Source organism: Photobacterium obscurum (genome assembly GCF_026191635.1).
Classification (GTDB): domain Bacteria; phylum Pseudomonadota; class Gammaproteobacteria; order Enterobacterales; family Vibrionaceae; genus Photobacterium; species Photobacterium obscurum.
Genome location: NZ_JAKRRW010000008.1, coordinates 123163 through 145313, shown reverse-complemented (window position 1 = coordinate 145313; position 22151 = coordinate 123163). Strand labels below are relative to the sequence as shown.

23 protein-coding genes are annotated in these 22151 nt (G+C 48.8%); 15 read left to right on the top strand and 8 right to left on the bottom strand.

Annotated elements, in window-relative coordinates:
• The first annotated feature begins 3 nt into the window (after positions 1-3).
• Together MD588_RS12430 and MD588_RS12425 are read left to right on the top strand one after the other, a co-directional pair.
• Positions 4-747 carry a ferredoxin--NADP reductase gene (locus tag MD588_RS12430; RefSeq protein WP_265697610.1) on the top strand — a complete coding sequence of 248 codons (744 nt, stop codon included), beginning with the start codon at positions 4-6 and terminating at the stop codon, positions 745-747.
• A 192-nt stretch (positions 748-939) separates the two neighbouring features.
• A complete protein-coding gene (locus MD588_RS12425) occupies positions 940-1284 on the top strand; it encodes a DUF3135 domain-containing protein (protein WP_265697609.1) in 345 nt (114 codons plus the stop codon).
• Positions 1285-1313: 29 nt separating this feature from the next.
• Here MD588_RS12425 and MD588_RS12420 read toward each other — a convergent pair whose 3' ends face one another.
• Positions 1314-1661, bottom strand: a complete 348-nt coding sequence (locus MD588_RS12420; RefSeq protein ID WP_265697608.1) for a 5-carboxymethyl-2-hydroxymuconate Delta-isomerase — start codon at positions 1659-1661, stop codon at positions 1314-1316.
• A 380-nt stretch (positions 1662-2041) separates the two neighbouring features.
• On the opposite strand from MD588_RS12420, the gene tpiA reads away from it, so the two are divergent.
• Complete coding sequence (gene tpiA / locus MD588_RS12415; protein WP_265697607.1) at positions 2042-2812, top strand: triose-phosphate isomerase; 771 nt, start codon at positions 2042-2044, stop codon at positions 2810-2812.
• Between the two features lie 122 nt (positions 2813-2934).
• On the opposite strand, the gene pfkA is transcribed toward tpiA, so the two are convergent.
• Positions 2935-3897: a 6-phosphofructokinase gene (gene pfkA / locus MD588_RS12410; RefSeq protein WP_265697606.1), complete on the bottom strand. Its 963-nt coding sequence runs from the start codon at positions 3895-3897 to the stop codon at positions 2935-2937.
• A gap of 558 nt (positions 3898-4455) precedes the next feature.
• Positions 4456-4953: a CpxP family protein gene (locus MD588_RS12405; RefSeq protein WP_265697605.1), complete on the bottom strand. Its 498-nt coding sequence runs from the start codon at positions 4951-4953 to the stop codon at positions 4456-4458.
• A gap of 206 nt (positions 4954-5159) precedes the next feature.
• Between MD588_RS12405 and MD588_RS12400 the strand changes: the two genes are divergently transcribed.
• The 3 genes from MD588_RS12400 (at position 5160) to trmL (ending at position 7831) form a co-directional block, all read left to right on the top strand.
• Positions 5160-5852 carry a response regulator gene (locus MD588_RS12400; protein WP_265697604.1) on the top strand — a complete coding sequence of 231 codons (693 nt, stop codon included), beginning with the start codon at positions 5160-5162 and terminating at the stop codon, positions 5850-5852.
• A 52-nt stretch (positions 5853-5904) separates the two neighbouring features.
• Positions 5905-7266 carry an envelope stress sensor histidine kinase CpxA gene (gene cpxA / locus MD588_RS12395; RefSeq protein ID WP_265697603.1) on the top strand — a complete coding sequence of 454 codons (1362 nt, stop codon included), beginning with the start codon at positions 5905-5907 and terminating at the stop codon, positions 7264-7266.
• Positions 7267-7366: 100 nt separating this feature from the next.
• Positions 7367-7831: a tRNA (uridine(34)/cytosine(34)/5-carboxymethylaminomethyluridine(34)-2'-O)-methyltransferase TrmL gene (trmL, locus tag MD588_RS12390; protein WP_265697602.1), complete on the top strand. Its 465-nt coding sequence runs from the start codon at positions 7367-7369 to the stop codon at positions 7829-7831.
• 73 nt (positions 7832-7904) lie between these two features.
• Here trmL and cysE read toward each other — a convergent pair whose 3' ends face one another.
• From cysE to MD588_RS12370, 4 genes are all read right to left on the bottom strand, one after another.
• Complete coding sequence (gene cysE, locus MD588_RS12385) at positions 7905-8726, bottom strand: serine O-acetyltransferase (protein ID WP_265697601.1); 822 nt, start codon at positions 8724-8726, stop codon at positions 7905-7907.
• Between the two features lie 121 nt (positions 8727-8847).
• A complete protein-coding gene (gpsA, locus tag MD588_RS12380) occupies positions 8848-9864 on the bottom strand; it encodes an NAD(P)H-dependent glycerol-3-phosphate dehydrogenase (RefSeq protein ID WP_265697600.1) in 1017 nt (338 codons plus the stop codon).
• Positions 9865-9881: 17 nt separating this feature from the next.
• Positions 9882-10352, bottom strand: a complete 471-nt coding sequence (gene secB, locus MD588_RS12375) for a protein-export chaperone SecB (RefSeq protein WP_265697599.1) — start codon at positions 10350-10352, stop codon at positions 9882-9884.
• Positions 10353-10492: 140 nt separating this feature from the next.
• A complete protein-coding gene (locus MD588_RS12370) occupies positions 10493-10942 on the bottom strand; it encodes a rhodanese-like domain-containing protein (RefSeq protein WP_265697598.1) in 450 nt (149 codons plus the stop codon).
• Between the two features lie 432 nt (positions 10943-11374).
• Between MD588_RS12370 and gpmM the strand changes: the two genes are divergently transcribed.
• Genes gpmM through MD588_RS12355 form a run of 3 tightly spaced genes read left to right on the top strand, consistent with a single transcriptional unit; the run spans position 11375 to position 14829 of the window.
• Positions 11375-12916, top strand: coding sequence for a 2,3-bisphosphoglycerate-independent phosphoglycerate mutase (gene gpmM / locus MD588_RS12365; protein WP_265697597.1), 1542 nt, complete (start codon positions 11375-11377; stop codon positions 12914-12916).
• An 8-nt stretch (positions 12917-12924) separates the two neighbouring features.
• Entirely contained in the window at positions 12925-14082 is a 1158-nt protein-coding gene (locus MD588_RS12360; RefSeq protein WP_265697596.1) for a peptidoglycan DD-metalloendopeptidase family protein, read from the top strand.
• A gap of 24 nt (positions 14083-14106) precedes the next feature.
• Positions 14107-14829 carry a divergent polysaccharide deacetylase family protein gene (locus MD588_RS12355; RefSeq protein WP_265697595.1) on the top strand — a complete coding sequence of 241 codons (723 nt, stop codon included), beginning with the start codon at positions 14107-14109 and terminating at the stop codon, positions 14827-14829.
• A gap of 9 nt (positions 14830-14838) precedes the next feature.
• Here the strand turns inward: MD588_RS12355 and MD588_RS12350 are convergent, their stop codons facing one another.
• On the bottom strand, positions 14839-15483 hold the full coding sequence (locus MD588_RS12350; protein WP_265697701.1) for a TetR/AcrR family transcriptional regulator: 645 nt from the start codon (positions 15481-15483) through the stop codon (positions 14839-14841).
• A gap of 113 nt (positions 15484-15596) precedes the next feature.
• Between MD588_RS12350 and rfaD the strand changes: the two genes are divergently transcribed.
• From rfaD to MD588_RS12320, 6 genes are all read left to right on the top strand, one after another.
• On the top strand, positions 15597-16544 hold the full coding sequence (rfaD, locus tag MD588_RS12345; RefSeq protein ID WP_265697594.1) for an ADP-glyceromanno-heptose 6-epimerase: 948 nt from the start codon (positions 15597-15599) through the stop codon (positions 16542-16544).
• Positions 16545-16651: 107 nt separating this feature from the next.
• Entirely contained in the window at positions 16652-17611 is a 960-nt protein-coding gene (gene lpxM, locus MD588_RS12340) for a lauroyl-Kdo(2)-lipid IV(A) myristoyltransferase (RefSeq protein ID WP_265697593.1), read from the top strand.
• A gap of 26 nt (positions 17612-17637) precedes the next feature.
• Positions 17638-18867: an O-antigen ligase family protein gene (locus MD588_RS12335; RefSeq protein WP_265697592.1), complete on the top strand. Its 1230-nt coding sequence runs from the start codon at positions 17638-17640 to the stop codon at positions 18865-18867.
• Between the two features lie 32 nt (positions 18868-18899).
• On the top strand, positions 18900-20021 hold the full coding sequence (locus MD588_RS12330; protein WP_265697591.1) for a glycosyltransferase: 1122 nt from the start codon (positions 18900-18902) through the stop codon (positions 20019-20021).
• Between the two features lie 89 nt (positions 20022-20110).
• Complete coding sequence (waaF, locus tag MD588_RS12325; protein WP_265697590.1) at positions 20111-21139, top strand: lipopolysaccharide heptosyltransferase II; 1029 nt, start codon at positions 20111-20113, stop codon at positions 21137-21139.
• 63 nt (positions 21140-21202) lie between these two features.
• Positions 21203-22147 (top strand): glycosyl transferase family 90, encoded by a 945-nt coding sequence (locus MD588_RS12320; RefSeq protein WP_265697589.1) that lies wholly within the window; start codon positions 21203-21205, stop codon positions 22145-22147.
• Positions 22148-22151 lie beyond the last annotated feature (4 nt).

The window sequence follows — 22151 nt, the reverse complement described above, 5'->3', positions numbered from 1 at the left end:
ATTATGGCTGACTGGATCCCTGCAGAGGTTACTAAAAATCGCCACTGGAATAGCGACTTATTTAGTCTCGTCTTGCGCGCAAATATCGAACCCTTCAAAGCCGGACAATTTACCAAGCTTGGGCTGGAAATTGACGGCAAAATGATCCAGCGGGCGTACTCGTTTGTGAATCCCCCCAGCAGCGATGACATCGAAATCTACGCGACCCGGGTGGCCGACGGCTTGCTCTCGCCCCGCCTGCACGCCTTAAAAGAGGGCGATACCGTCTTCATATCGGCCCGAGCCAATGGCTACTTTACCCTCAATGAAGTTCCCGACAGCGAGCATCTCTGGCTGCTGGCAACCGGCACGGCGATCGGTCCTTACCTGTCAATCCTGCGCGAACCCGATGTCTGGCGCCGGTTCCGTAAGGTCGTCCTGATCCATGCGGTCCGTTATGCCGCCGATCTCAGCTACCAGGCCGAAATCAACGAACTCAAAGCCCAATATCCCGACCAGCTCATTGTTCAGCCCTTTGTCAGTCGTGAACCGGCTCCGCTTGCAATGGCCGGCCGTATCCCGCTTGCCATTGCCGATGGTATGCTAGAGCGCCATATCGGCCTGCAACTCAGCCCAAAACAAAGCCAGATCATGCTATGTGGCAACCCTGATATGGTAAGAGAAACCAAAGCTGTGCTCGAGTCGATGGGCTTTGTCAAAAACCTGCGCCGCAAGCCAGGGCAAATCACGATGGAGCACTACTGGTAAACCAGCGATTGCCTCCGCAAACAGCAAATACATCTGTTTGTCTCACAACCGTCTCACCGTGTATCTCAAAAATGAGTCAGTCTGCCTCAAGCGGGCTGGCTACCTTTAAAGCATAACTCATACCAATATCGTCGCTGGATCCAGCCCGGATAGCGACGAAAGCTATAGCATTAGCTGTACAGGGGATTCGTTATGCAAACCTTACCATCGTTTGATGAGCTAAAAAAAATGGCCGAGAATGCACCGGATGAGCTGGAAGCATTACGGCTGGCTATGAGCGAGGAGATCATCAGTAACGCCAGCCAGGCGATGCAACCACGGCTGCGAGCCCAGATGAGCCATATCAACCAGGTGATAGCCAAGGGGAAGAACCCCAACCACACCAATATCCTGTTGATGTCGGAGCTGCAGTCACAACTCAAGCGCTTTGCCCAGGCCCTAAATGCCCCAGAAACGCTAACCCAGCACCAGGCCGATATTAAGCCGTTTTCCCGCCCGCCGCAGCCAGACAAACACCAGCCAAAAACACAGCAATAGCAGGCTGCGCCAAGGTAGTTAAAACCTGATTAGCAACTGACCTTGATAAAGCTGTCCCGGTCCATATCCCGAATATCGACCGTCAGGCTATTGATCGTACTGGCATGATGCTCCAGCACCGTTATCAGGCTTCTGGCCAAATCGCGTTTTTGCTCCGGACGACGGCCAGACAGCATGCTCAGCTCGATGTGGATGAAGGTATTCAAGTCTCCCTCGGCGCCAACCAGCCAGGTATGGCAGGGATAACTGCGAGACTTTATCGAGTCCGGTTCGAATAAACCGCATGATAGTAAGGTCTGATGTAAGTCTTCCAATAAACCCGGTACATTTACCCGCTCGGCAACCGGATCGGCAAATTCCATAATGAGATTCGGCACAACGTCCTCCATGATAGCCATAACATACTGTAATCAAATAAAAATAAAGAATATCTGTATGACACCAAGTCAATTTACCCGATTCTTTGCTGACAGGCTAAACAAATAGGCTATATTTCAACCAGCGATCACTGTCTTTTTTCATCTTATTCTTCGGCCGATATGAAATATTTAAAAATATTTCCGGCTCAATAGTTCACTTTTGATGTTGAAAAAGGTACAACCAAGCACAGAAATGATTTTGGACAGTAAAAGTATCAACCTAAGCTGTTATATTTTTACAAAATGGCTGGATACCAAACAGCATAGTTGTCTGAGCCGATCAGAGAATTACGCTTTTTGGTATTATTTTTTACATCAAATTGATTTGGAGAAAAGCTATGCGCCATCCTGTGGTTATGGGTAACTGGAAGCTAAACGGTAGCAAGGAAATGGTATCTAACCTACTTAAGGGCCTTGATGCTGAACTGAAAGGTGTTGACGGTGTTGACGTAGCAGTAGCTCCACCAGCAATGTACCTTGACCTAGCTGAGCAGCTAATCGGCAAAGGTGAGAGCAAAATCATTCTTGGTGCACAGAATGTTGACGTAAACGCAAGCGGTGCGTTCACAGGTGATATCTCTCCTGAAATGCTAAAAGACTTCGGTGCAAGCCACATCATCATCGGTCACTCTGAGCGTCGTGAATACCACAACGAATCAGACGAGTTTGTTGCTAAGAAATTTGCATTCCTAAAAGAGCACGGCCTAACGCCTGTTCTTTGTATCGGTGAATCTGAAGCACAAAACGAAGCTGGCGAAACAGTTGCAGTTTGTGCTCGTCAAATCGACGCAGTGATCAAAACTCAAGGTGTTGAAGCACTAAACGGCGCAATCATCGCATACGAACCAATCTGGGCAATCGGTACTGGTAAAGCAGCAACCGCTGACGATGCACAGCGCATCCACGCTGAAATCCGTGCTCACATCGCAGAGCAAAGTGAAGAAGTAGCTAAGAACGTTGTGATCCAGTACGGCGGTTCTGTTAAGCCTGAAAACGCAGCAGCATACTTCGCACAGCCAGACATCGACGGTGCGCTAGTTGGCGGTGCAGCGCTAGACGCAGCAAGCTTCGCAGCTATCGCTAAAGCAGCCGCTGAAGCAAAAAAATAATCATCCCTGATTGATGATAATGATAGAGGTCACCTTCGGGTGGCCTTTTTTATATCAGGCTAAAGCTGAGACAAAAAAGCCGACTCGAAAGCCGGCTTTTTTATCAATCAGCAACAACTGTCTTAGAACAGTTTGTCGGCTAACTCGTACAGATCTTTGCGAACCGGACGCTTCATGTTCTCGATCGCATCGATGATGTCGTGGTGAACCATTTTTTCATTCTGGATACCCACACAACGACCACCTTCGCCCTGTATCAGCAGCTCAACAGCGTACGCACCCATACGTGAAGCAAGGATACGGTCAAATGCCGTTGGCTGACCGCCACGCTGAATATGGCCAAGAACAGTTGCACGTGTCTCGCGGCCAGTCTCGTCTTCGATGTACTTCGCCAGTTCGTTGGCATCAGTCATCAGCTCGGTAAGCGCGATGATGGCGTGCTTCTTGCCTTTGTAGATCCCTTCTTTGATCTTCGCCAGCAACTCTTCTTTGTTCAAACCGGTTTCCGGTGTGATGATGTACTCACAACCACCGGCAATCGCAGACATCAGGGTAAGATCACCACAATGACGGCCCATGACTTCAACAATAGAAATACGCTGGTGAGAAGAAGACGTATCACGCAGACGGTCAATCGCATCGATAACCGTGTTCAGTGCCGTCAGGTAACCGATTGTGTAGTCAGTACCAGCAACATCGTTATCGATAGTGCCAGGCAGACCGATACATGGGTAGCCCATTTCAGTCAGCTTCTTCGCACCCATGTATGAGCCATCACCACCGATAACAACCAATGCGTCGATGCCGTGGATTTTCAGGTTCTCGATAGCCTGAGCACGTACCTTCTCATCTTTGAATTCAGGAAAACGTGCTGAACCCAAGAATGTACCGCCCTTATTGATCACGTCTGATACGCTTTGGCGATTCAGCTTTTCAATACGGTTCTGGTGCAGGCCCTGATAGCCGTCATATACACCATACACTTCCAGGCCTTCTGACAATGCAGCGCGAACAACACCGCGAACTGCCGCATTCATACCAGGTGCGTCACCACCACTGGTCAATACACCAATCTTTTTAATCATGGTTACCCTCTGACTTTGGGAATTGAAAATTCAAATCCGGCACGAGTTACCGAGGTTCCCCCTCTCGGTGCCATAAGCCGATATGTATAGCTTATGCTCGTGTAAACTGTAACTTTCCTACTAATGTAAGAGTATTACAATTTTGATAAAAAAATTTGTTGATTCACATCACGATCATCTCTGACTTCAGCCAGCCGAGTGATATTTGCCTGATTTGGCAACGGATATGAAACGAAACTGTTAGCATTCTGGTTGACGACCTAGCAGAACCCCACTCCAAGCAGCAGAGTTAGTTCATGCATTAAGTATATATCCTGTCATCAGAGCCACCAGTTGTGTATGAGGGAGAGTGATAACCGTGGGCAATTGTGTATTTTCATCCATGATAATCACGCCTGTTCATAAGCACTCACTGGGCAATGTTCCGCAGTATAGCTTTTTTACGATGAAAATTAATAACAAAAATAGCGTTGAACATAAATTTCATGCCAGATTAGATCGCGATAACAAAACGAAAAAAGCCGCAACCTAGGTCGCGGCTCTCTAGCAGTATGGTAATTACTGATTTTTTTCAGCCCAGCGAGCTTCACACTTCTCGGCACGTTCAGCCTGCAACTGCTGGTACTTGACCTTTTGCTCCGGGGTCAGGATATTAAGCATTTCGTGACGCTTCTCCATCATCGCAACTCGGTGCTCAACCTGCTGCTCCGACATTTTCTGGGCCAGATCACGTACCGCATTTTCATCGAAATCTTCAGCCAGCATCAATGCCTGCATCTGCTGATGATTGGCCTGCATCGCCGCACGTTTTTCACTAAAATTGGCTTTCATGGTATCGCGGTTTGCCTGACGCAAGGTTTTCATCTGCTGTTTCTGCGTATCGGTCAGATCCAGCTCCTTGAAGACCTTGCGGCCTTCGTGGCCGCCACCGCAATAGCCTTTTCCACCATGGTGGCCGCCGTTATGGTTGTTGCCGCCAAACGCCAGCGCAGAGGCAGAACCCAAAGCCAGAGGAAGCGCAATTGCCATTAGCAGTGTTTTTTTGAATGTTGTCATGATGTTCTTCTCCAAATGTCGGTCAGCGGGTATAGGTTTAGAATACTCTCGGCTAGGTAAACTGCTGTCTGTAAAACGTAAAGCTGCGTAAAGCCCGCTGACAGAAACTTGGCTCAACGCGGCTGTTTAGAGATACTGGTGCTATCTCATTTGCCTGGTTGCAAAATCACTGATGTTTTGCGGGGCTGGAATATAAGGTAACTATCATGGCTAAAATTCTGCTGGTCGATGACGACACGGAGCTGACTTCACTGCTCACTGATATTCTTGAAATGGAAGGGTTCGAGATCATCGAGGCCAATAATGGCGAACAGGGGCTCAGCAAAGTCGATGACAGCATCGACTTGATCCTGCTGGATGTCATGATGCCGAAAATGAACGGAACCGAGATGCTGCGAAAGCTACGCGAGAGTTATTCCACCCCGGTACTGATGCTGACGGCCAAAGGGGAGGAAATTGACCGGGTCCTAGGACTGGAACTGGGGGCCGATGATTACCTGCCCAAACCGTTTAGCGACAGGGAATTACTGGCACGGATGCGGGCCATCCTGCGCCGCACCCAAACCGCGGGGACAGAATCCCGCAATACCCCCGAGTGCCTGACTTACCAAGATATCAACATCTATCCGGGACGGCAGGAAGTGTTCTGCAAAGGGCAGCCTATTGAGATGACCGGCACCGAACTGGCGTTGCTCAGCTATTTTATTCAGCACCCCGGCAAGATCATTGCGAAAAACGAGCTCAGCCTCGAAGTACTGGGCAAGCGACTGGCGCAATTTGATCGGGCCATCGATATGCATGTATCCAATTTACGTAAGAAACTTCCGGAACGATCCGATGGCAAGCCTCGCATAAAAACCCTACGCGGCAAGGGCTACCTATTGGTCGAAGAAATATAATGCCGTCCATAGTACTGCAGAGACACATGCTCGCACCAGAAGGAGCCTCGTGATGAAACTGCCACGCTTTTCCAGCCTGTATGGTCGGATCTTTGCCGTTTTCTGGCTAACACTACTGCTTGTCGTCGTAACGATAGTATTGCTGCCAAAATTTGACCCGCGAGCCCAGCACACCATACCGGAACCACAGTTCAAGCGCTTTCAGGCTTCCGCTCACAGCATCTCCGAAAAGATTGCCTATGAGGGCGAAACGCTCAAGGACAAACTGCGTCGGTTTACCGACCACAACCGCCACAAGGGCTTCCAGCTTTATTTCACCACCACAGACGGTGAAATCATTTCTCCCAGTGGCCGCAACAAAGCGCTGCGGAACTTTATTACCATGGCCGACAGCCCTGGCGCGCCAAAGCAAAAGCTCTACGGACGCTGGATGATGGCCGGGCCATTCACGGTCACCCACCAGCAGCAAGAGATTTTGATGTATGTCGGGCGGATATGGCGCAAGCCGCCACCGTTTTTCATCCAGATCCTCGACAAACCTTTTCAGCTGCTGCTGGTGACGATGCTTATCAGCACCCCGCTTCTGCTCTGGCTGGCATGGGCAATCAGTATTCCTGCCCGCCGGCTCCAGCAGGCCGCCGAACGGGTAGCAACCGGACAGTTCGAAGCGGATCCGCAACTGGAATCGGGGCCAAAGGAATTCAAGCAGGCCGGTGCCAGCTTTAACCAGATGGTGCAGGCGATCAACCAGATGATCAGTGGCCAGCAACGATTGCTGTCCGATATTTCCCACGAACTGCGATCCCCACTCACCCGCTTACGGATGGCCACGGCACTGGCACAGCGCAAGCAAGGGGAAAGCAAAGAACTAAACCGCATCGACACCGAGGCAGAGCGACTGGAGAAAATGATAGGGGAACTACTGGAGTTATCGCGGATGCAGGTCAACAGCCATGAACAACGGGAGCACTCTGATACCCGCACGCTGTGGTATGAGATGCTGGAAGATGCCCGGTTTGAAGCTGAACAAAACCATAAAACATTCAGCTACAATACCCTGGAAGAGTGGCCAATCAGCGGTAACCCCAACCTGTTGATCAGCGCGCTGGAAAATGTGGTCCGCAATGCCATTAAATACGGTAACGATGTGATTGAGGCGAGTTTCAGTGTCAAAGGAAACACGCTCAATATCGTCATTGACGATAACGGTGAAGGTGTACCGGACGATGAGCTAGAGGATATATTCCGTCCGTTCTACCGAGTCTCAACGGCGCGGGATCGCAGCAGTGGCGGTACCGGCCTCGGGTTGGCCATTACCGAAAGCGCCATCCGCCAGCACAGCGGTAGCATCAGGGCGAGTCGCAGTCACCTTGGTGGGCTGCAGATGACTATCACCCTCCCACTAAGCAATTAAAAAGGCGAGCAGGCGAGATATTACGCTGTCTGCTCCCCTTTCTTTTTCGCTACAATATGACCAAGCAACATATCCAAAATAACGAGCTGAAATATATACCATGTTTGATATCGCCCTGTACGAGCCTGAGATTGCACCCAATACCGGCAATATAATCCGCCTGTGCGCTAACTGTGGCGCCAACCTGCACCTGATCGAGCCTCTTGGCTTTGATTTAGAAGAGAAAAAGCTACGACGTGCCGGACTGGACTACCATGACTTGGCCCATGTGCACCGCCACAAAAATTTTGATGCCTTTATGGCTGCGATTGGCGATCGCCGGATTTTTGCCTGCACCACCAAGACCACCAACTTCCATACCAATGCCGAGTTCAAAGAAGGCGATGTGTTACTGTTCGGCCCGGAAACCCGCGGCCTGCCTGCCGAGCTTATCGAAAGCCTGCCGCTGGAACAGCGCCTGCGGATTCCGATGCACCCGGACAGCCGTAGTCTGAACCTATCCAATGCCGCCGCCATCATCGGCTATGAGGCCTGGCGCCAACTGGGCTTCAAAGGGGCAATCTAGAGCCAGGCGACTATGGAGATAGAAAAGCGAGAGCCTTGGCCCTCGCTTTGTCTTTTAGAGTCCGGGTCCTGAATCAGATCCCATCGCCCGCCGTAAAGGTCTGACCGTTACCGTTAAACTGCTGATCCATATCCATCGCTGGCTTTTCACTACTCGGTCGGCCAACAACTTTCGCCGGCACGCCTGCCACTGTGGTATGCGGCGGCACCGGATTGAGCACCACCGAGCAGGAGCCGATCTTCGCACCTTCCCCGACTTCAATGTTGCCCAGCACCTTGGCACCGGCACCAATCATGACCCCTTCGCGGATCTTCGGATGACGGTCACCGCCTTCCTTACCCGTACCGCCTAAGGTCACATCCTGCAAAATAGAAACATCATTTTCGATCACGGCCGTCTCACCGATGACAATCCCCGTAGCATGGTCGAACATGATCCCCTGACCAATCGTTGCCGCCGGATGAACATCCACCTGACAAGCGACCGATATTTGGTTTTGCAAGTAGACTGCCAGCGCGACCCGTTTCTGTTTCCACAGCCAGTTGGCAACCCGATAGCCCTGCAGGGCATGATAACCTTTCAGATATAACAGAGGGATCGAGTACATCTCTACCGCCGGGTCACGCTCAACGACTGCCCGAATATCGCAGGCGGCAGACTCGGTGATCATACAATCGGCAGCAAAAGCCTCTTCAACTACTTCCCGCACCGCCATGGCCGGCATTGACGGCGTCGCCAGTTTGTTGGCCAGAATATAACTTAGCGCAGCGGCTAGGTTATCGTGCTTGATGATCGTTGCATGATAAAAGCTGGCTAACATCGGTTCTTGCTCTGACTGCTCTCGCGCTTCCCGCTTGATTGCCTGCCAGACCTGATATTGTTGACATTCCCTCACATCGCCCTCTGTCTTTCTGTTATCAAATCGTTATCTGTTTAACTTTAACGCGCTCAGAAAAAAAAACAACGCGAGCTATCAGCCCGCGTTGCCATCTTTTTTATTCAGTGCCTAAAAGCCGCTATTCATCTTTTTTCTCGCGAGCCAGCAGATCCTTGGCGGCTTCTCGGGCATCTTTACCCTGATAAAGCACCTGGTAGATCTGCTCGGTGATCGGCATTTCAACACCATAACGCTGGGAAAGTACCCAGACCTCTTTGGTATTACGGTAACCTTCAACCACCTGGCCAATTTCTTCCTGGGCTTTATCCACTGTATTGCCTTGGCCGAGAGCCAAACCAAAACGGCGGTTTCGCGACTGGTTATCGGTACATGTCAGCACCAAGTCACCCAGGCCCGCCATCCCCATAAAGGTTTCCGGCTGAGCACCAAGCGCAGCACCTAGACGGCACATTTCAGCCAAACCTCGGGTGATTAGCGCGGTACGGGCATTGGCACCAAAACCAATACCGTCAGACATACCGGCACCAATCGCAATCACGTTCTTGACCGCACCGCCCAACTGCATACCGATAAAATCAGTATTGCTGTAGACACGGAAGGTTTTACTGCAGTGAATTTTCTCCTGCAGCTCACGGACAAAGGTCTCATCGGGAGAGGAAACCGCGATTGCCGTTGGCATCCCCGCAGCCAGCTCTTTGGCAAACGTCGGTCCAGACAGCACCGCCAGCGGAATATCCTCGCCCAGGGCGTCAACAGCCACCTCTTTCAGCAGGCGGCCGGTTTCAGGCTCAAGTCCCTTGGTCGCCCAGCAGATACGCGAATCATCACGCAGGAAAGGTTTCACATTAGACAGCACTTCGCCAAATACGTGGCTTGGTACCACAACCAGCAAATCTTGGCTGGCCTTGACGGCAGCTTCCAAATCAGCCGATACAATCAGTGATTCAGGAAACGGGACACCGGGCAAAAAGGCTTCGTTTGCCCGATCAACTTCAAGCTGCGCCATATGCTCGGGCTCGTGGCCCCACAGGATGATATTGGCTCCGTTTCGAGCTAAGGAAATAGCCAGCGAGGTACCGTAGGAACCGGCACCCAGCACTGTCATCGTGATCGCTTTATTGTCGCTTTGATTCATAACGGTCATTCAGCTAATTAAGCTTCTGTGCTTTCAGGGTTAGCTTGCGCTTGGTTCTGAAGGTAGTTCATGAACAGAGCATCGAAGTTAACTGGAGCCAGGTTAAGCTGCGGGAATGTACCCTTAACCACTAGGCTTGAGATTGTTTCACGTGCATACGGGAACAGAATGTTCGGGCAGAATGCACCTAGGCAATGCGCAAGCTGTGGTGCTTCCATACCAGCAACAGAGAAGATACCGCCCTGCTGAACTTCACACAGGAATGCTGTATCGTCAGCATTCTTCACAGTCACTGTCAGACGAAGAACGACTTCGAAAACACCTTCACCCAGTTCACGGCTCTGCGTATCAAGATCCAGTTTTACATCTGGGTTCCATTCTTTCTGGAACATGTCTGGAGAATTTGGCGCTTCAAAAGAAACATCTTTCAGGAAGATACGCTGGATTTGGAAGTTTTGTTGTGCTTCGTTGTTTGCTGCTTCAGCCATTTTAGTGTCCTTTTTCTCTCTCAATCTCATCACATGAGATCATAAATATTCGCAACCACGATTGATCATCACGCGCTGCATAAATTCGGTCTTAGCTGGGAAAATGCTCTATTGATGCTTTACCGAGTACAGCAAGAAGATTACTTCTTACCTTTATTCGACTTGCTGCGGATCAGCGGCATATTAGCTTCATTCCAAGAAATCAAGCCATCCTTCAGTAGATTTACATTTTCGAAACCAGCTTTATGTAACAGGTTAGCACTCTCTTGTGCTGTCTGACCTGTCTTGCATACTACAATGATTGGGGCTGTTTTATGCTTTTCAAGCTCGGTAATGTTCTGATCTTTAATTTGGCTTGGCAAAATGTGAAGTGCGCCCGCAATGTGGCCCTGACGGTATTCGTCACGGCTGCGGATATCGATAAACACGCCGTCTTCACGGTTCACCATAACAGTGGCTTCATTTGGGGTGACAACCTTATAACCCGCTGCCTTCTGCTTCACCAAAGAGGCGATAAGTGCCACGGCCAAACCCACCCACGCTAGAGATAGCATTGGATTACTTGTTACAAAATCGATGTATTGCTGCATGACTTTCGCTCTATTTTCCTAGTACCAGACACCTGAATTCAGGGCTAAACTCCACATGAAAAGGAACCTGAGTATACCCTCGCCGACCTTGTTGTACAGCAACTGACAACAATTCCGCGCCATGGCTCACTCGATTCCGGCGTTAATAGTATAAGCATTGAACAACCAATTTCAGCTCCCAGCTATCAATGAAATAGCAAAAAACTATCCAGGGGGGCTTACACTCCAGGTCAGAAATGAATATATTTCACGTAGGAAGATAACAATCTATTTACAGCATTGTTTGATCTTGCCCTACAGTTTTTGGCACAAACTGTAGTAAAATTACACATAAACCAGACTTATCACCTTAGATATTTCATCTTTCATCAGATGTTTAATGTAATTGGTCTAAATTAAACTCAGATTTCTAACTTTACGAGAGGACAGCATATGTCTGCTAAGAAGCCACTGGCTTTAGTTATCCTGGATGGCTGGGGTTACCGCGAAGACAATTCCGACAACGCAATTGCTAACGCAAACACGCCAGTGATTGATGGCTTGATGGCAAATGAAGCCAATACCCTAATTTCTGCCTCTGGCATGGATGTGGGCCTACCTGACGGTCAGATGGGTAACTCTGAAGTTGGTCACACCAATATCGGTGCCGGTCGCGTGGTCTACCAGGACCTGACTCGTATCACCAAATCAATCGCAGACGGTGACTTCTTCGAAAATGAAGCGCTGGTATCGGCAATGGACAAAGCGATCAATGCAGGTAAAGCCGTTCACATCATGGGTCTGATGTCTCCGGGCGGTGTTCACAGCCACGAAGATCACATTGCGGCGGCTGTTGAAATGGCAGCAAAACGCGGCGCTGAAAAGATCTACCTGCACTGCTTCCTTGACGGCCGTGATACGCCGCCACGTAGCGCTCAGGCTTCACTAGAACGCTTCGATGCACTGTTTGCCAAGCTAGGCAAAGGTCGCACGGCTTCTCTGGTTGGCCGTTACTACGCAATGGACCGTGACAACAACTGGGATCGCGTTGAAGTTGCCTACGACCTACTGACAGCAGCCAAAGCTGAATTCACAGCCGCTTCGGCAGTCGAAGGTCTGGAAGCCGCGTATGCTCGTGACGAGAATGATGAATTTGTAAAAGCAACCGAAATCCGTGCTGAAGGCCAGGATGTTGCTGCGATGGAAGATGGCGATGCGGTTATCTTCATGAACTACCGTGCCGACCGCGCACGTCAGATCACCCGTACCTTTGAAACAGAATTCGCTGGTTTCGAGCGCGCTCAAACGCCAGCTCTGGCTGACGTTGTGATGCTGACCCAGTACGCTGCCGACATTAACCTATCTATTGCCTTCCCACCAGCAAGCCTGGAAAACACACTAGGCGAATGGCTATCGAAGAAAGGCAAGAAGCAGCTACGTATTTCTGAAACAGAAAAATACGCACATGTAACTTTCTTCTTCAACGGTGGTGTTGAGAATGAATTTGATGGCGAAACACGTTCACTGGTTGCTTCTCCAAAAGTAGCGACTTACGACCTGCAACCAGAAATGAGTGCACCTGAGCTGACCGAAAAACTGGTGGCAGCTATCAAGGGCGGCGAATTCGACACTATCATCTGTAACTACCCGAACGGCGACATGGTTGGCCATACCGGTGTTTACGATGCTGCAGTTCAAGCCTGTGAAGCTCTAGACAGCTGCATCGGTAAAGTGGTTGAAGCAATCAAAGAGGTGGACGGCCAGCTGCTGATCACTGCCGACCACGGTAACGCAGAAATGATGGTTAACCCTGAAACAGGCGGCATCCATACGGCACACACCAACCTGCCGGTACCGCTAGTTTATGTCGGTGACAAGTCACTGACGCTGAAAGAAGGCGGCAAACTGTCTGATTTGGCTCCAACAATGCTGGCGCTAACAGATATGGAAATCCCTTCAGAGATGACTGGTCAGGTGCTGTTTGATCTGAAATAATCAATCCCATGCGGGATAAGATCAAATACCTCAACCAAACTCTCCGCGCCAGTGCATTATGCACTGGCGCTTTGTTATACCTAGCATTTTCCCTGCCGCTCAGCGCAGCAAACCAGAACCAGCTCGACGGTGTAAAACAGGAAATCTCTCGCCAGCAAGAGCAACTGGGCAGCAAGCAGAAAAAAGTTAACACGCTACAGAAATCCCTCAAGCAACAAGAACTCAGTATTGCCACAGCAGCAAAAAAAATCCACAAAGCTGATACCCAGCTCACCCAGCTCAACCGTTCCATCTCCGAGCTGCAACAGGAGCAACAGCAGCTTCAACAGCTGCAGTTTGGTCAACAGGAGATGCTAAAAGAACTCCTCAACACCCAATACCGTCAAGGCCAGCACAGTCAGCTAGCGACCCTGCTCAGTGGCGAAGACAGTACCGAGCTTGACCGTATGTCAGTCTACGCCGAGCGCCTCAGCGAAGCACGCGCCAATGCGCTCGACCAACTGGCCGCAACCTCGACAGAAATACAGCTTAAAAAACACCAGCTCACCCAGCAGCGCCAACAACAGCAAACATTGCTGACCCAGCTGAAAACCGAAAAAAGCAAGCTGGAAAAAGAACGGCAGCAGCGCAAAAAAACGGTTCGCCAGATCAAAGGCCAGCTCAAGTCTGACAGCCAGTACCTGTCAGAGCTGAAAACCAACGAGCAACGCCTGATCAAGGAAATCGCCAAGGCCAAGGCAGCAGCCGAAGCGGCACGCCGGGCACCGATGGATGGACTGGCCAAGCATAAGGGTAAACTACCCTGGCCGGTAACAGGCTCTATCCTCCACAACTATGGTACACCACAACAAGGTGAACTACGCTGGAAGGGGATGGTGATCAGCAAACCAGCAGGCAGCAAAGTCAAAGCCGTCTACTCCGGCAAAGTGGTTTTTGCCGACTGGTTACGCGGCTACGGACTGATGCTGGTGATCGACCATGGCAAGGGAGACATGAGCTTCTATGGCTACAACCAGACACTACTGAAGAAGGTCGGCGATACGGTTCAGGCTAAGGATGCCATCGCCCTGGTCGGTGACAGTGGCGGCCAGGAACGTTCCGGGCTGTATTTCGAAATACGCCGCAAAGGCAGCCCCATCAACCCCAAAGGCTGGCTTACAAGGTAGACAGCTTTAATAAGGACACCTGAAATGCGACGGACTGCACTCTGGTTTTCTCTGCTTCTAGGCCTACTCGCCCATGGCAATCTCCATGCTGCACGGTTGGCAATAGTCATTGATGACCTGGGCTATCGGGCAATGCCTGCTGCGCTTTCGGACCTGCCAGCTGAAGTCAGTATATCAATCCTGCCCGATACCCCCTTTGATCTTGCTACCGCACAAAAGGCTAGGCAGGAGCAGCGGGATACGCTCCTCCATATGCCAATGCAGCCCCAACACCGGGCTCCCCTAGAGCTCACGACCCTCACAGCCGAGATGACACAGGATGAACTGCAACAGACGCTCCGCCATGCCCTGAGCCGCGTTCCCGGCGCCGTCGCCATGAATAATCATATGGGCAGCGCATTAACCCAAAATATCCAGGCGATGGACTGGGTGATGGCAGTACTAGATGAACAAGGGATCTATTTCCTCGACAGCCGGACAACCGCAAAATCCGTGGCCTTAAAGCAAGCACGGGCCTTGGGGATACCCGCGCTTCGCCGGCACATCTTCCTTGATCATTTTCAAACCCAAGAGTTTGTACAGCAACAATTTAAATTAGCGATAAAACGCGCCCAGCGCAATGGCTATGCCATCGCCATTGGCCACCCCTACCCGGTAACACTGGCAACGCTTGAAGCACAATTACCTGAACTCGAAAAGCACAACGTTAGGCTAGTTCGCCTTTCATCGCTTTACCCGGCTCCCTAGGCGGTCTCATTACGTGTTTTGCGCTACCTGTTCACAGTAGTGCGACTCCAGCTGCATCACCTGCCCTTTGCCTTTTTCCGTCGTCAGCGGACGGACAATGCTCAGCATCTGCAGTACACCCTGATAAATCACTGCCTTGGTGATCTTGGCTCCAGCCGCCTGAGTCGTCTGGTAACAGATCCAGCTGGAGGCCACCAGCTTCAGGGTGTTCGCCAGATTCAGCAACTCATCATCATCCAGCTCAAGCAGCCCGCTAACGCGAAAACTGTTCATCATGGCCATGATATTCAGATGTAACTCCTCCTGAGCCGCCAGGTATTTCTGCTGGAGCTCGGGGTCCCTGCGCAAGATGTCAGGCAGGTTGGCATAGAAAAATCGATAGCGCCACATCAGCATAAATACCGCATCGAGATAGCCGAGCAAGTTGTCGGCGGTGACATCCGATTCGTCCTGAGGCTGAAAGCGAATACTTAGATCCCGAGCGTATTCATCAAAAATACTGTGTATAATCTCTTCTTTATTGCGAAAATGATAATACAGATTGCCGGGGCTGATCCCCAGATGAGCGGCAATATGGTTCGTGGTTATGTTTGGCTCGCCGCTTTCGTTGAAAAGCTCCAGTGCAGCCTGAATAATTCTGTCGCGGGTCTTCATTTGCTTCTCACTTCCGTCGCCCGATGGCAATAGTGTAATGTTATCACAAAGAATATTCATAACGGTGGCACTTATGCGGCCGTTGTCCCATTGTATTAAAGACTGGAATAGCCATGATTATTGTAACTGGTGGCGCCGGCATGATCGGCAGCAATATCGTAAAGGCTCTCAATGAGCAAGGTCGCAACGACATCTTGGTGGTTGATAACCTAAAAGACGGAACCAAATTTGCCAATCTGGTTGATCTGGACATCGCTGATTACATGGACAAAGAAGACTTCATCACCCAAATCATGGCTGGTGATGAATTTGGCCCTATCGATGCCGTTTTCCATGAAGGTGCTTGTTCTGCCACCACCGAGTGGGACGGCAAGTACATGATGCTTAACAACTACGAGTACTCGAAAGAGTTGCTGCATTACTGTTTGGAACGCCAGATCCCGTTCCTATATGCTTCATCAGCTGCCACCTACGGCGGCCGCGACCATGACTTCATCGAAGAAAAGCCTTATGAAGGCGCGCTGAATGTATACGGCTACTCCAAACAGCAGTTCGATAACTATGTTCGCCGCATCTGGCAAGATGCCGAAGAGCATGGCGAAACCCTGTCTCAGATCACCGGTTTCCGCTACTTCAATGTCTACGGCCCACGCGAGCAGCACAAAGGCAGCATGGCCTCGGTAGCTTTCCATCTCAACACTCAAATCAAAAATGGCGATAACCCCAAATTGTTCGAAGGCTCAGACACCTTCAAGCGAGACTTCGTCTATGTCGGTGATGTGTGCAAGATGAACCTATGGTTCTGGGAGAACGGTGTCTCGGGAATTTTCAACTGTGGTACCGGCAATGCCGAATCGTTCCGCGAAGTCGCCAAGGCCGTCATCAAACACCATGGCAAGGGTGAAGTAGAAGAGATCCCGTTCCCTGAGCACCTGAAAGGCCGTTACCAGGCATTTACCCAAGCAGATCTAACCAAGGTACGTGCAGCCGGTTACAATGAGTCATTCAAATCAGTGGCCGAGGGTGTAGCCGAGTATATGGCAATCCTGAACAACAGCTGATCAAGAGCTGCGAACAACTTCAGCTAGCTGAATAGTTAAAATACAATCATGCTGCAAGCACCTGCTTGCAGCATTTTTTTATTCAGTAAAGCAGTAAGGTCCTTTCGTTGAATACACCGAAACATAAAAATCGTGCTCTATACGACCCTAAATTTCAATGGTCTTTTTTACACCCAAAGCACTGGGGAACCTGGCTTAGCTTACTACTCCTTATGCTGCTTGCCCTACTTCCATGGCGTATCCGCGATCCCATTGCCGGATTTTTGGGTAAACAGATTGGCCGCCATATCAAAAAAGCCCGCCACCGGGCACGCGTTAACTTGGAGCTGTGCTTTCCTGAGAAAAGTGCCAAACAACGTGAAGTCATGATAGATAATATGTACACATCCGCAGCCCAGGTAATTATGGCAATGGGCGATCTTAGCCTTCGTAGCCGAAAATACCTGCAGCAGCGCACCGAAGTTTTTGGTCAAGAGCATCTCGATGAGGTTGTGGCAGCTGACCGCCGTGTGATCATGCTGGTTCCCCATTGTTGGGCCATCGATTTTCCGGCCATCTACTGGGCATCATTGGGGCTACCTGTCGCGGCAATGATGAAACCCCAGCACCGGCAACCGGTTTATGACTGGCTGATCAGCCGCCAGCGCCTGCAATATGGCGGACGATGCCATGCTCGTCAGGACGGTATCAAACATTACCTGCGCTCAATCAAAGAGGGCTACATGGGCTACTACCTGCCAGATGAAGACTTTGGCCTCGAGCAAAGCATGTTTACCGATTTCTTTGCCACCAAAAAAGCCACCTTCTCCGGTTTGGGCAAAATTGCTCGGCTCACAGGCGCAGCTATCGTACCGATGATGCCGGTTTATAATGACAGCACTGGTAAAATTGAAATTCACATTTCACCAGAAATCAAGAAGCTACCTAGTGGTGATTCTCAACAGGATGCAAATCTTCTGGCTCAGGCACTAGAAGAGATGGTAAAGTCCTATCCAGAGCAATATATGTGGGTTTTGCAGTTGTTAAAAACACGGCCAGATAGCACTATAAACCCTTATAAAACTTAAAGATTTACAAGAGCAAACAAACCAGCATGAGCTATAGAGATAAAATCACGAATTTTTTGATTCTACTTCCAGTTATCTGGCTATTTACTGGTTTGTTTTGGCTCGAAAATGGTGACAAAAACCTTGTTGCCTTAGTTGTCGTATCTATTCTCGCTTCAGTGTTTAAATATAAATTTGATATTGCCAAGATAAATATAAAGTCAAACAAATTCTCAATGATTTTGTTTATTGCTTCAGTTCATGCAGTAATAGCATATGAAGTCTATGGATTTGGCCAAAGTGAACTTAGAGCATTAATTAGCGCCTTACTTTTTTCAATTTTTTTCCCTACTCATCTTCTAAACAAAAAGCTATTTTTATATTTACTCCCTTTATCATCAATTGGCACATTAGCAAGCCTTATATGGCAACTTGAAGTATTGCAACTTTCTAGACTAAAATTAGTAATCAATGCAATTCCATTGGCAACCTTCTGTGCAGCTCTTGCGATAATCACCTTTGAAACAGCCCTTAATTCAGAAAAAAGAAAGCATAAAGTATTATTATTTGGTTCAAGCTTAATCGCCTTAATATCTATGACTTATACCGGAAGCCGAGGTGTATGGTTAGCAATGGCCGTATTAGCAATTCTTACAGTCATACGATTCATCAAAGACAAAAACAGTGTGAAATTAACAAGGAATAAAATAATTCTCATTTTTTTTGCCGCAACCTGTAGCTTATTTTTCTCTTATGAGCCTATAAATAATAGATATAACGCCACAATGCATGAGTTTAAGCTGATGGAGAAAGGCGTTAAGGATTCCTCCATTGGTTTACGCCTCCAAATGTGGAGAGCTGGAGTGCTTATAACTAAATCTGCACCAATTCTTGGTGTAGGTGATAGGCATAGCGAAATCATTAAAGAATTGCACAATAAAAACCTTGTTCACAAGAGCCTAATTACATTTAAGGTTCGTCATTATCACAATCAATATATAGATAAATTGGTTAAGAATGGCATTCTAGGTTTAATTATCTTTCTGATTGTTTTATTTTCCCCTCTGTGGTTCAGCTATAGATCTAACTCAAAAGAAAAGTTCATCATAACTTGTATGGTTGTTCTCTTCGCAATTGCCGCACTTACAGATGTGCCATTAAGCCAAAGCTCTACCGCCCCACTATTTTTATTTATGATCAGTATCTTACTCAATAAAAATAGCACGATACCAAAAGAAGAAAAAATTTATACACAAGAAGGTAAACTATGCGAATAGCGATCGTTGTACGCTCATTAAGAATCGGGGGAATGGAAAGAGTAGCCGTCAACCTTGCCGATGCCTTTTCTGCCCAGGGACATAATGTCGATCTTATTTATCTAAAAAATAACAAAGTTGAACTGACCCCGGATAACAAAAACATTCCTATTCATCAGTTTTATCTCGATAAGCTAATGATGATGACCGGCATCGGCCTGCTGTGGGAAGTCTTTGCACGGTTAATGAATGTGATACTTCCTAAAAGCCTGTTTGTCTGGAAAGGCTTGATACAGTCACAAATATTCAAATACAAGCTAGGCCAGTTAGAAAAAAACGGCCAGCCTTTTGATATGATCATTATGCGAGGTCAGGGAACGTTTGAGTTGCTATGGCAAAATAAAGATCCTCGCTATATTCAGGTATGCGAGAATATTTTTTCATCCACCTCACCAAATACCTTGCAGTCGTGGTATGCCAAGCTACTGTTCCAGAACAAAAATATTGCCTGCGTCTCGGAGCCTGTTCTCGAAAACTTTAAACAGTATCAAGCGGCTGCGGGCTTTACGGTCAACAAGCTGGCCACTATTACCAATCCGTTAGATAGCAAGCAGATCGGGGACAAAGCCTTACAGCCACTCGAAAGCCTGCCTACTCAACCTTATATCCTTGGCCTCGGTCGATTTGTACCTCAAAAAGATTTTCCTCTATTGGTCAAGGCTTACGATATTCTAAGAAAAGACTATGGTATTGAGCATCAGCTGGTATTAGTCGGTGACGGCAAAGAAAGCGACACTATCAAGCAACTTGTCGAGAGTTTGGGGCTAACCAAACACGTCGTTATGCCTGGCGCGACTCTTACCCCTTATATCTGGATGCATCACAGTGATTTGTTTGTATTAAGTTCGAAGTTTGAAGGGTTGGGAATGGTGATCATTGAAGCTTTTGCTGCCGGAACCAATGTTGTCGCGACTCGATGCCCGGGAGGCGTCCAGTCGGTCATGGGATCACCAGCCCTCACGGAGCAATTAGCTGACATGTCCCCTGAAGGGTTGGCTAAAGTAATTCACGCAACCTTACAAAAAGAGCGGCCGCAGACAGAAATCGAACAACTTCTGCAACGCCATGCGCCTGAAAAAATTGCCGCAAGCTTTATCGACCTAAACGCAGAATAAGTCTTTGAGGGCGCAATCAGCGCCCTCTCTTTTGTCTCTTTTCTTGTGATATCATTAAGAGCAATAGAATCAATAGGCTTAAATCTCTGATGAATATTCTTGTTATCGGCCCTTCCTGGGTTGGCGATATGGTGATGTCGCAATGTCTTTATAAGACCTTAAAGCAACAACACCCTGATGCAACTTTAGATGTACTGGCTCCTGCCTGGTGTAAACCTATCATCGAAAGAATGCCAGAAGTCGACCGTGCGATTGAAATGCCAATCGGCCATGGCGAGTTCAACCTTGCAGGCCGATACCAACTAGGGAAACAGCTAAAAGCAAATGCCTACACCCATGCCTATATTCTACCCAACTCAGCAAAATCAGCACTGATCCCTCTGTTTGCCAAAATTCCAGTCCGTACCGGTTGGAAAGGCGAAACTCGATATGGCTTACTCAATGATCTGCGCGCCAACAAAAAAGATTTTGGCCTGATGATCGAGCGTTATTGCGCACTGGCCTACCCGAAGCCAGAAATGAAAAACAGTTCCTCGCTCCCCCCTTTGCCAAAACCTTCGCTATCTATTGATACCGTCAACCAGCAGAGCGCCATGGCAAAGTTAAAGCTACAAAACGACCGTCCCGTGATCGGCTTATGCCCAGGTGCAGAGTTTGGCCCGGCCAAACGCTGGCCAGAACACTATTATGCACAGGTTGCCGAAGAAATGATTGGGCAAGGCTACCAGATCTGGCTTTTCGGCTCGGCCAAAGATCAGCCGGTAACGGCTGCTATCAGAGAAAGTTTATCAACAGAGGCACAGGCATCTTGCTTTAACCTTGCAGGACAAACAAACCTAATCGAGGCTGTTGACTTGCTGGCTGCCTGCGATACGGTGGTCAGCAATGACTCCGGGTTAATGCATGTTTCCGCGGCCGTCGGCTGCAAGGTCGTTGCCGTTTATGGTTCAACATCCCCAGACTATACACCGCCCCTGTCAGATCAAGTCGCCATTGTCCATACCGATATAGAGTGCCGCCCCTGCTTTAAGCGCGAATGTCCTTTAGGCCATCTAAAATGCCTGAAAGAGTTGCCACCGCAGAAAGTCATTCAAGCAATAGAGCAACTGGCAAAATAAAGCGTCCACCTTCCCCCTACACAATATAGCTTTTGCAAACGTTCAAGAGGTTACATAACTAGAATGTCGAACAAATATAACAACAGTAAGCTCACCTTTTATGCCAACGGCATACTCAGAGAGTGTATTCCTGGCGCCTATTACCGTAACCAACTGGCTAAAAAACTGCAGAAAGCCGATGACTACGATGCAAGCTATATTACTCAGCGCGTCAATTACTACCTGAAACACGAAAATGTCTTTGACGTTGGCAGCAAGGCCGTCAGAGCCAATGATCTCAGCTATAAACATAAAAGTGCCTATTATTTCGATCTCAGAGAATATCTCCACTACTTCCCTGAGCATCTCAAGTTTGCTTACCGCTTTGGTGACAAAACCCATATCGAGGCCAACCCGACGATTGTCAAAGCAAGACCGATTGCCGGAGAGAATGCCAACTCGGTATTAATCAATCTTGATAAATGCAGGCACTTCAATTTCATCACGGATCCCTACTCGTTTACCGAGAAAAAAGATATCCTAGTATGGCGCGGCGGGGTATATCGTCAGCACCGCAAGGACTTTATCCAAGCTTTCTACAACCATCCAATGTGTGATGTCGGCCAGACCAACAAGCCCGTTGAGGATGTGCCATGGCAAAAAGGCTACATGGGCATTGAGGAACAACTTCAGCACAAGTTTATTCTGTGTGTCGAAGGCAACGATGTTGCCACCAACTTGAAATGGGCCATGTCATCTAACTCCCTGTGTATGATGAATAAACCAAAATTCGAGACTTGGTTTATGGAAGGAACGCTAAAAGCGGGAGTCCATTATGTAGAGCTTGCCGATGACTATTCAGATCTAGAAGAGAAACTACAGTACTACGCGGAACACACTGACGAAGCACTCAAAATTATCGACAACGCCCATAAGTATGTCGCTCAGTTCCAAGATAAAGAACGGGAAGATCTAATCGCCTTACTGGTACTGAAGAAATATTTTGAGCTATCTCAACAATCCATCTAAAACA

Coding starts and splice junctions, on each gene's coding strand:
- waaF (WP_265697590.1), top strand. CDS start 20,111: ATGAATATTCTTGTTATCGGCCCTTCCTGGGTTGGCGATATGGTGATG.
- MD588_RS12320 (WP_265697589.1), top strand. CDS start 21,203: ATGTCGAACAAATATAACAACAGTAAGCTCACCTTTTATGCCAACGGC.
- MD588_RS12425 (WP_265697609.1), top strand. CDS start 940: ATGCAAACCTTACCATCGTTTGATGAGCTAAAAAAAATGGCCGAGAAT.
- MD588_RS12360 (WP_265697596.1), top strand. CDS start 12,925: ATGCGGGATAAGATCAAATACCTCAACCAAACTCTCCGCGCCAGTGCA.
- MD588_RS12335 (WP_265697592.1), top strand. CDS start 17,638: ATGAGCTATAGAGATAAAATCACGAATTTTTTGATTCTACTTCCAGTT.
- MD588_RS12330 (WP_265697591.1), top strand. CDS start 18,900: ATGGAAAGAGTAGCCGTCAACCTTGCCGATGCCTTTTCTGCCCAGGGA.
- MD588_RS12405 (WP_265697605.1), bottom strand. CDS start 4,953: ATGACAACATTCAAAAAAACACTGCTAATGGCAATTGCGCTTCCTCTG.
- tpiA (WP_265697607.1), top strand. CDS start 2,042: ATGCGCCATCCTGTGGTTATGGGTAACTGGAAGCTAAACGGTAGCAAG.
- rfaD (WP_265697594.1), top strand. CDS start 15,597: ATGATTATTGTAACTGGTGGCGCCGGCATGATCGGCAGCAATATCGTA.
- gpmM (WP_265697597.1), top strand. CDS start 11,375: ATGTCTGCTAAGAAGCCACTGGCTTTAGTTATCCTGGATGGCTGGGGT.
- cpxA (WP_265697603.1), top strand. CDS start 5,905: ATGAAACTGCCACGCTTTTCCAGCCTGTATGGTCGGATCTTTGCCGTT.
- MD588_RS12400 (WP_265697604.1), top strand. CDS start 5,160: ATGGCTAAAATTCTGCTGGTCGATGACGACACGGAGCTGACTTCACTG.
- MD588_RS12355 (WP_265697595.1), top strand. CDS start 14,107: ATGCGACGGACTGCACTCTGGTTTTCTCTGCTTCTAGGCCTACTCGCC.
- gpsA (WP_265697600.1), bottom strand. CDS start 9,864: ATGAATCAAAGCGACAATAAAGCGATCACGATGACAGTGCTGGGTGCC.
- pfkA (WP_265697606.1), bottom strand. CDS start 3,897: ATGATTAAAAAGATTGGTGTATTGACCAGTGGTGGTGACGCACCTGGT.
- MD588_RS12350 (WP_265697701.1), bottom strand. CDS start 15,483: ATGAAGACCCGCGACAGAATTATTCAGGCTGCACTGGAGCTTTTCAAC.
- MD588_RS12370 (WP_265697598.1), bottom strand. CDS start 10,942: ATGCAGCAATACATCGATTTTGTAACAAGTAATCCAATGCTATCTCTA.
- secB (WP_265697599.1), bottom strand. CDS start 10,352: ATGGCTGAAGCAGCAAACAACGAAGCACAACAAAACTTCCAAATCCAG.
- MD588_RS12430 (WP_265697610.1), top strand. CDS start 4: ATGGCTGACTGGATCCCTGCAGAGGTTACTAAAAATCGCCACTGGAAT.
- trmL (WP_265697602.1), top strand. CDS start 7,367: ATGTTTGATATCGCCCTGTACGAGCCTGAGATTGCACCCAATACCGGC.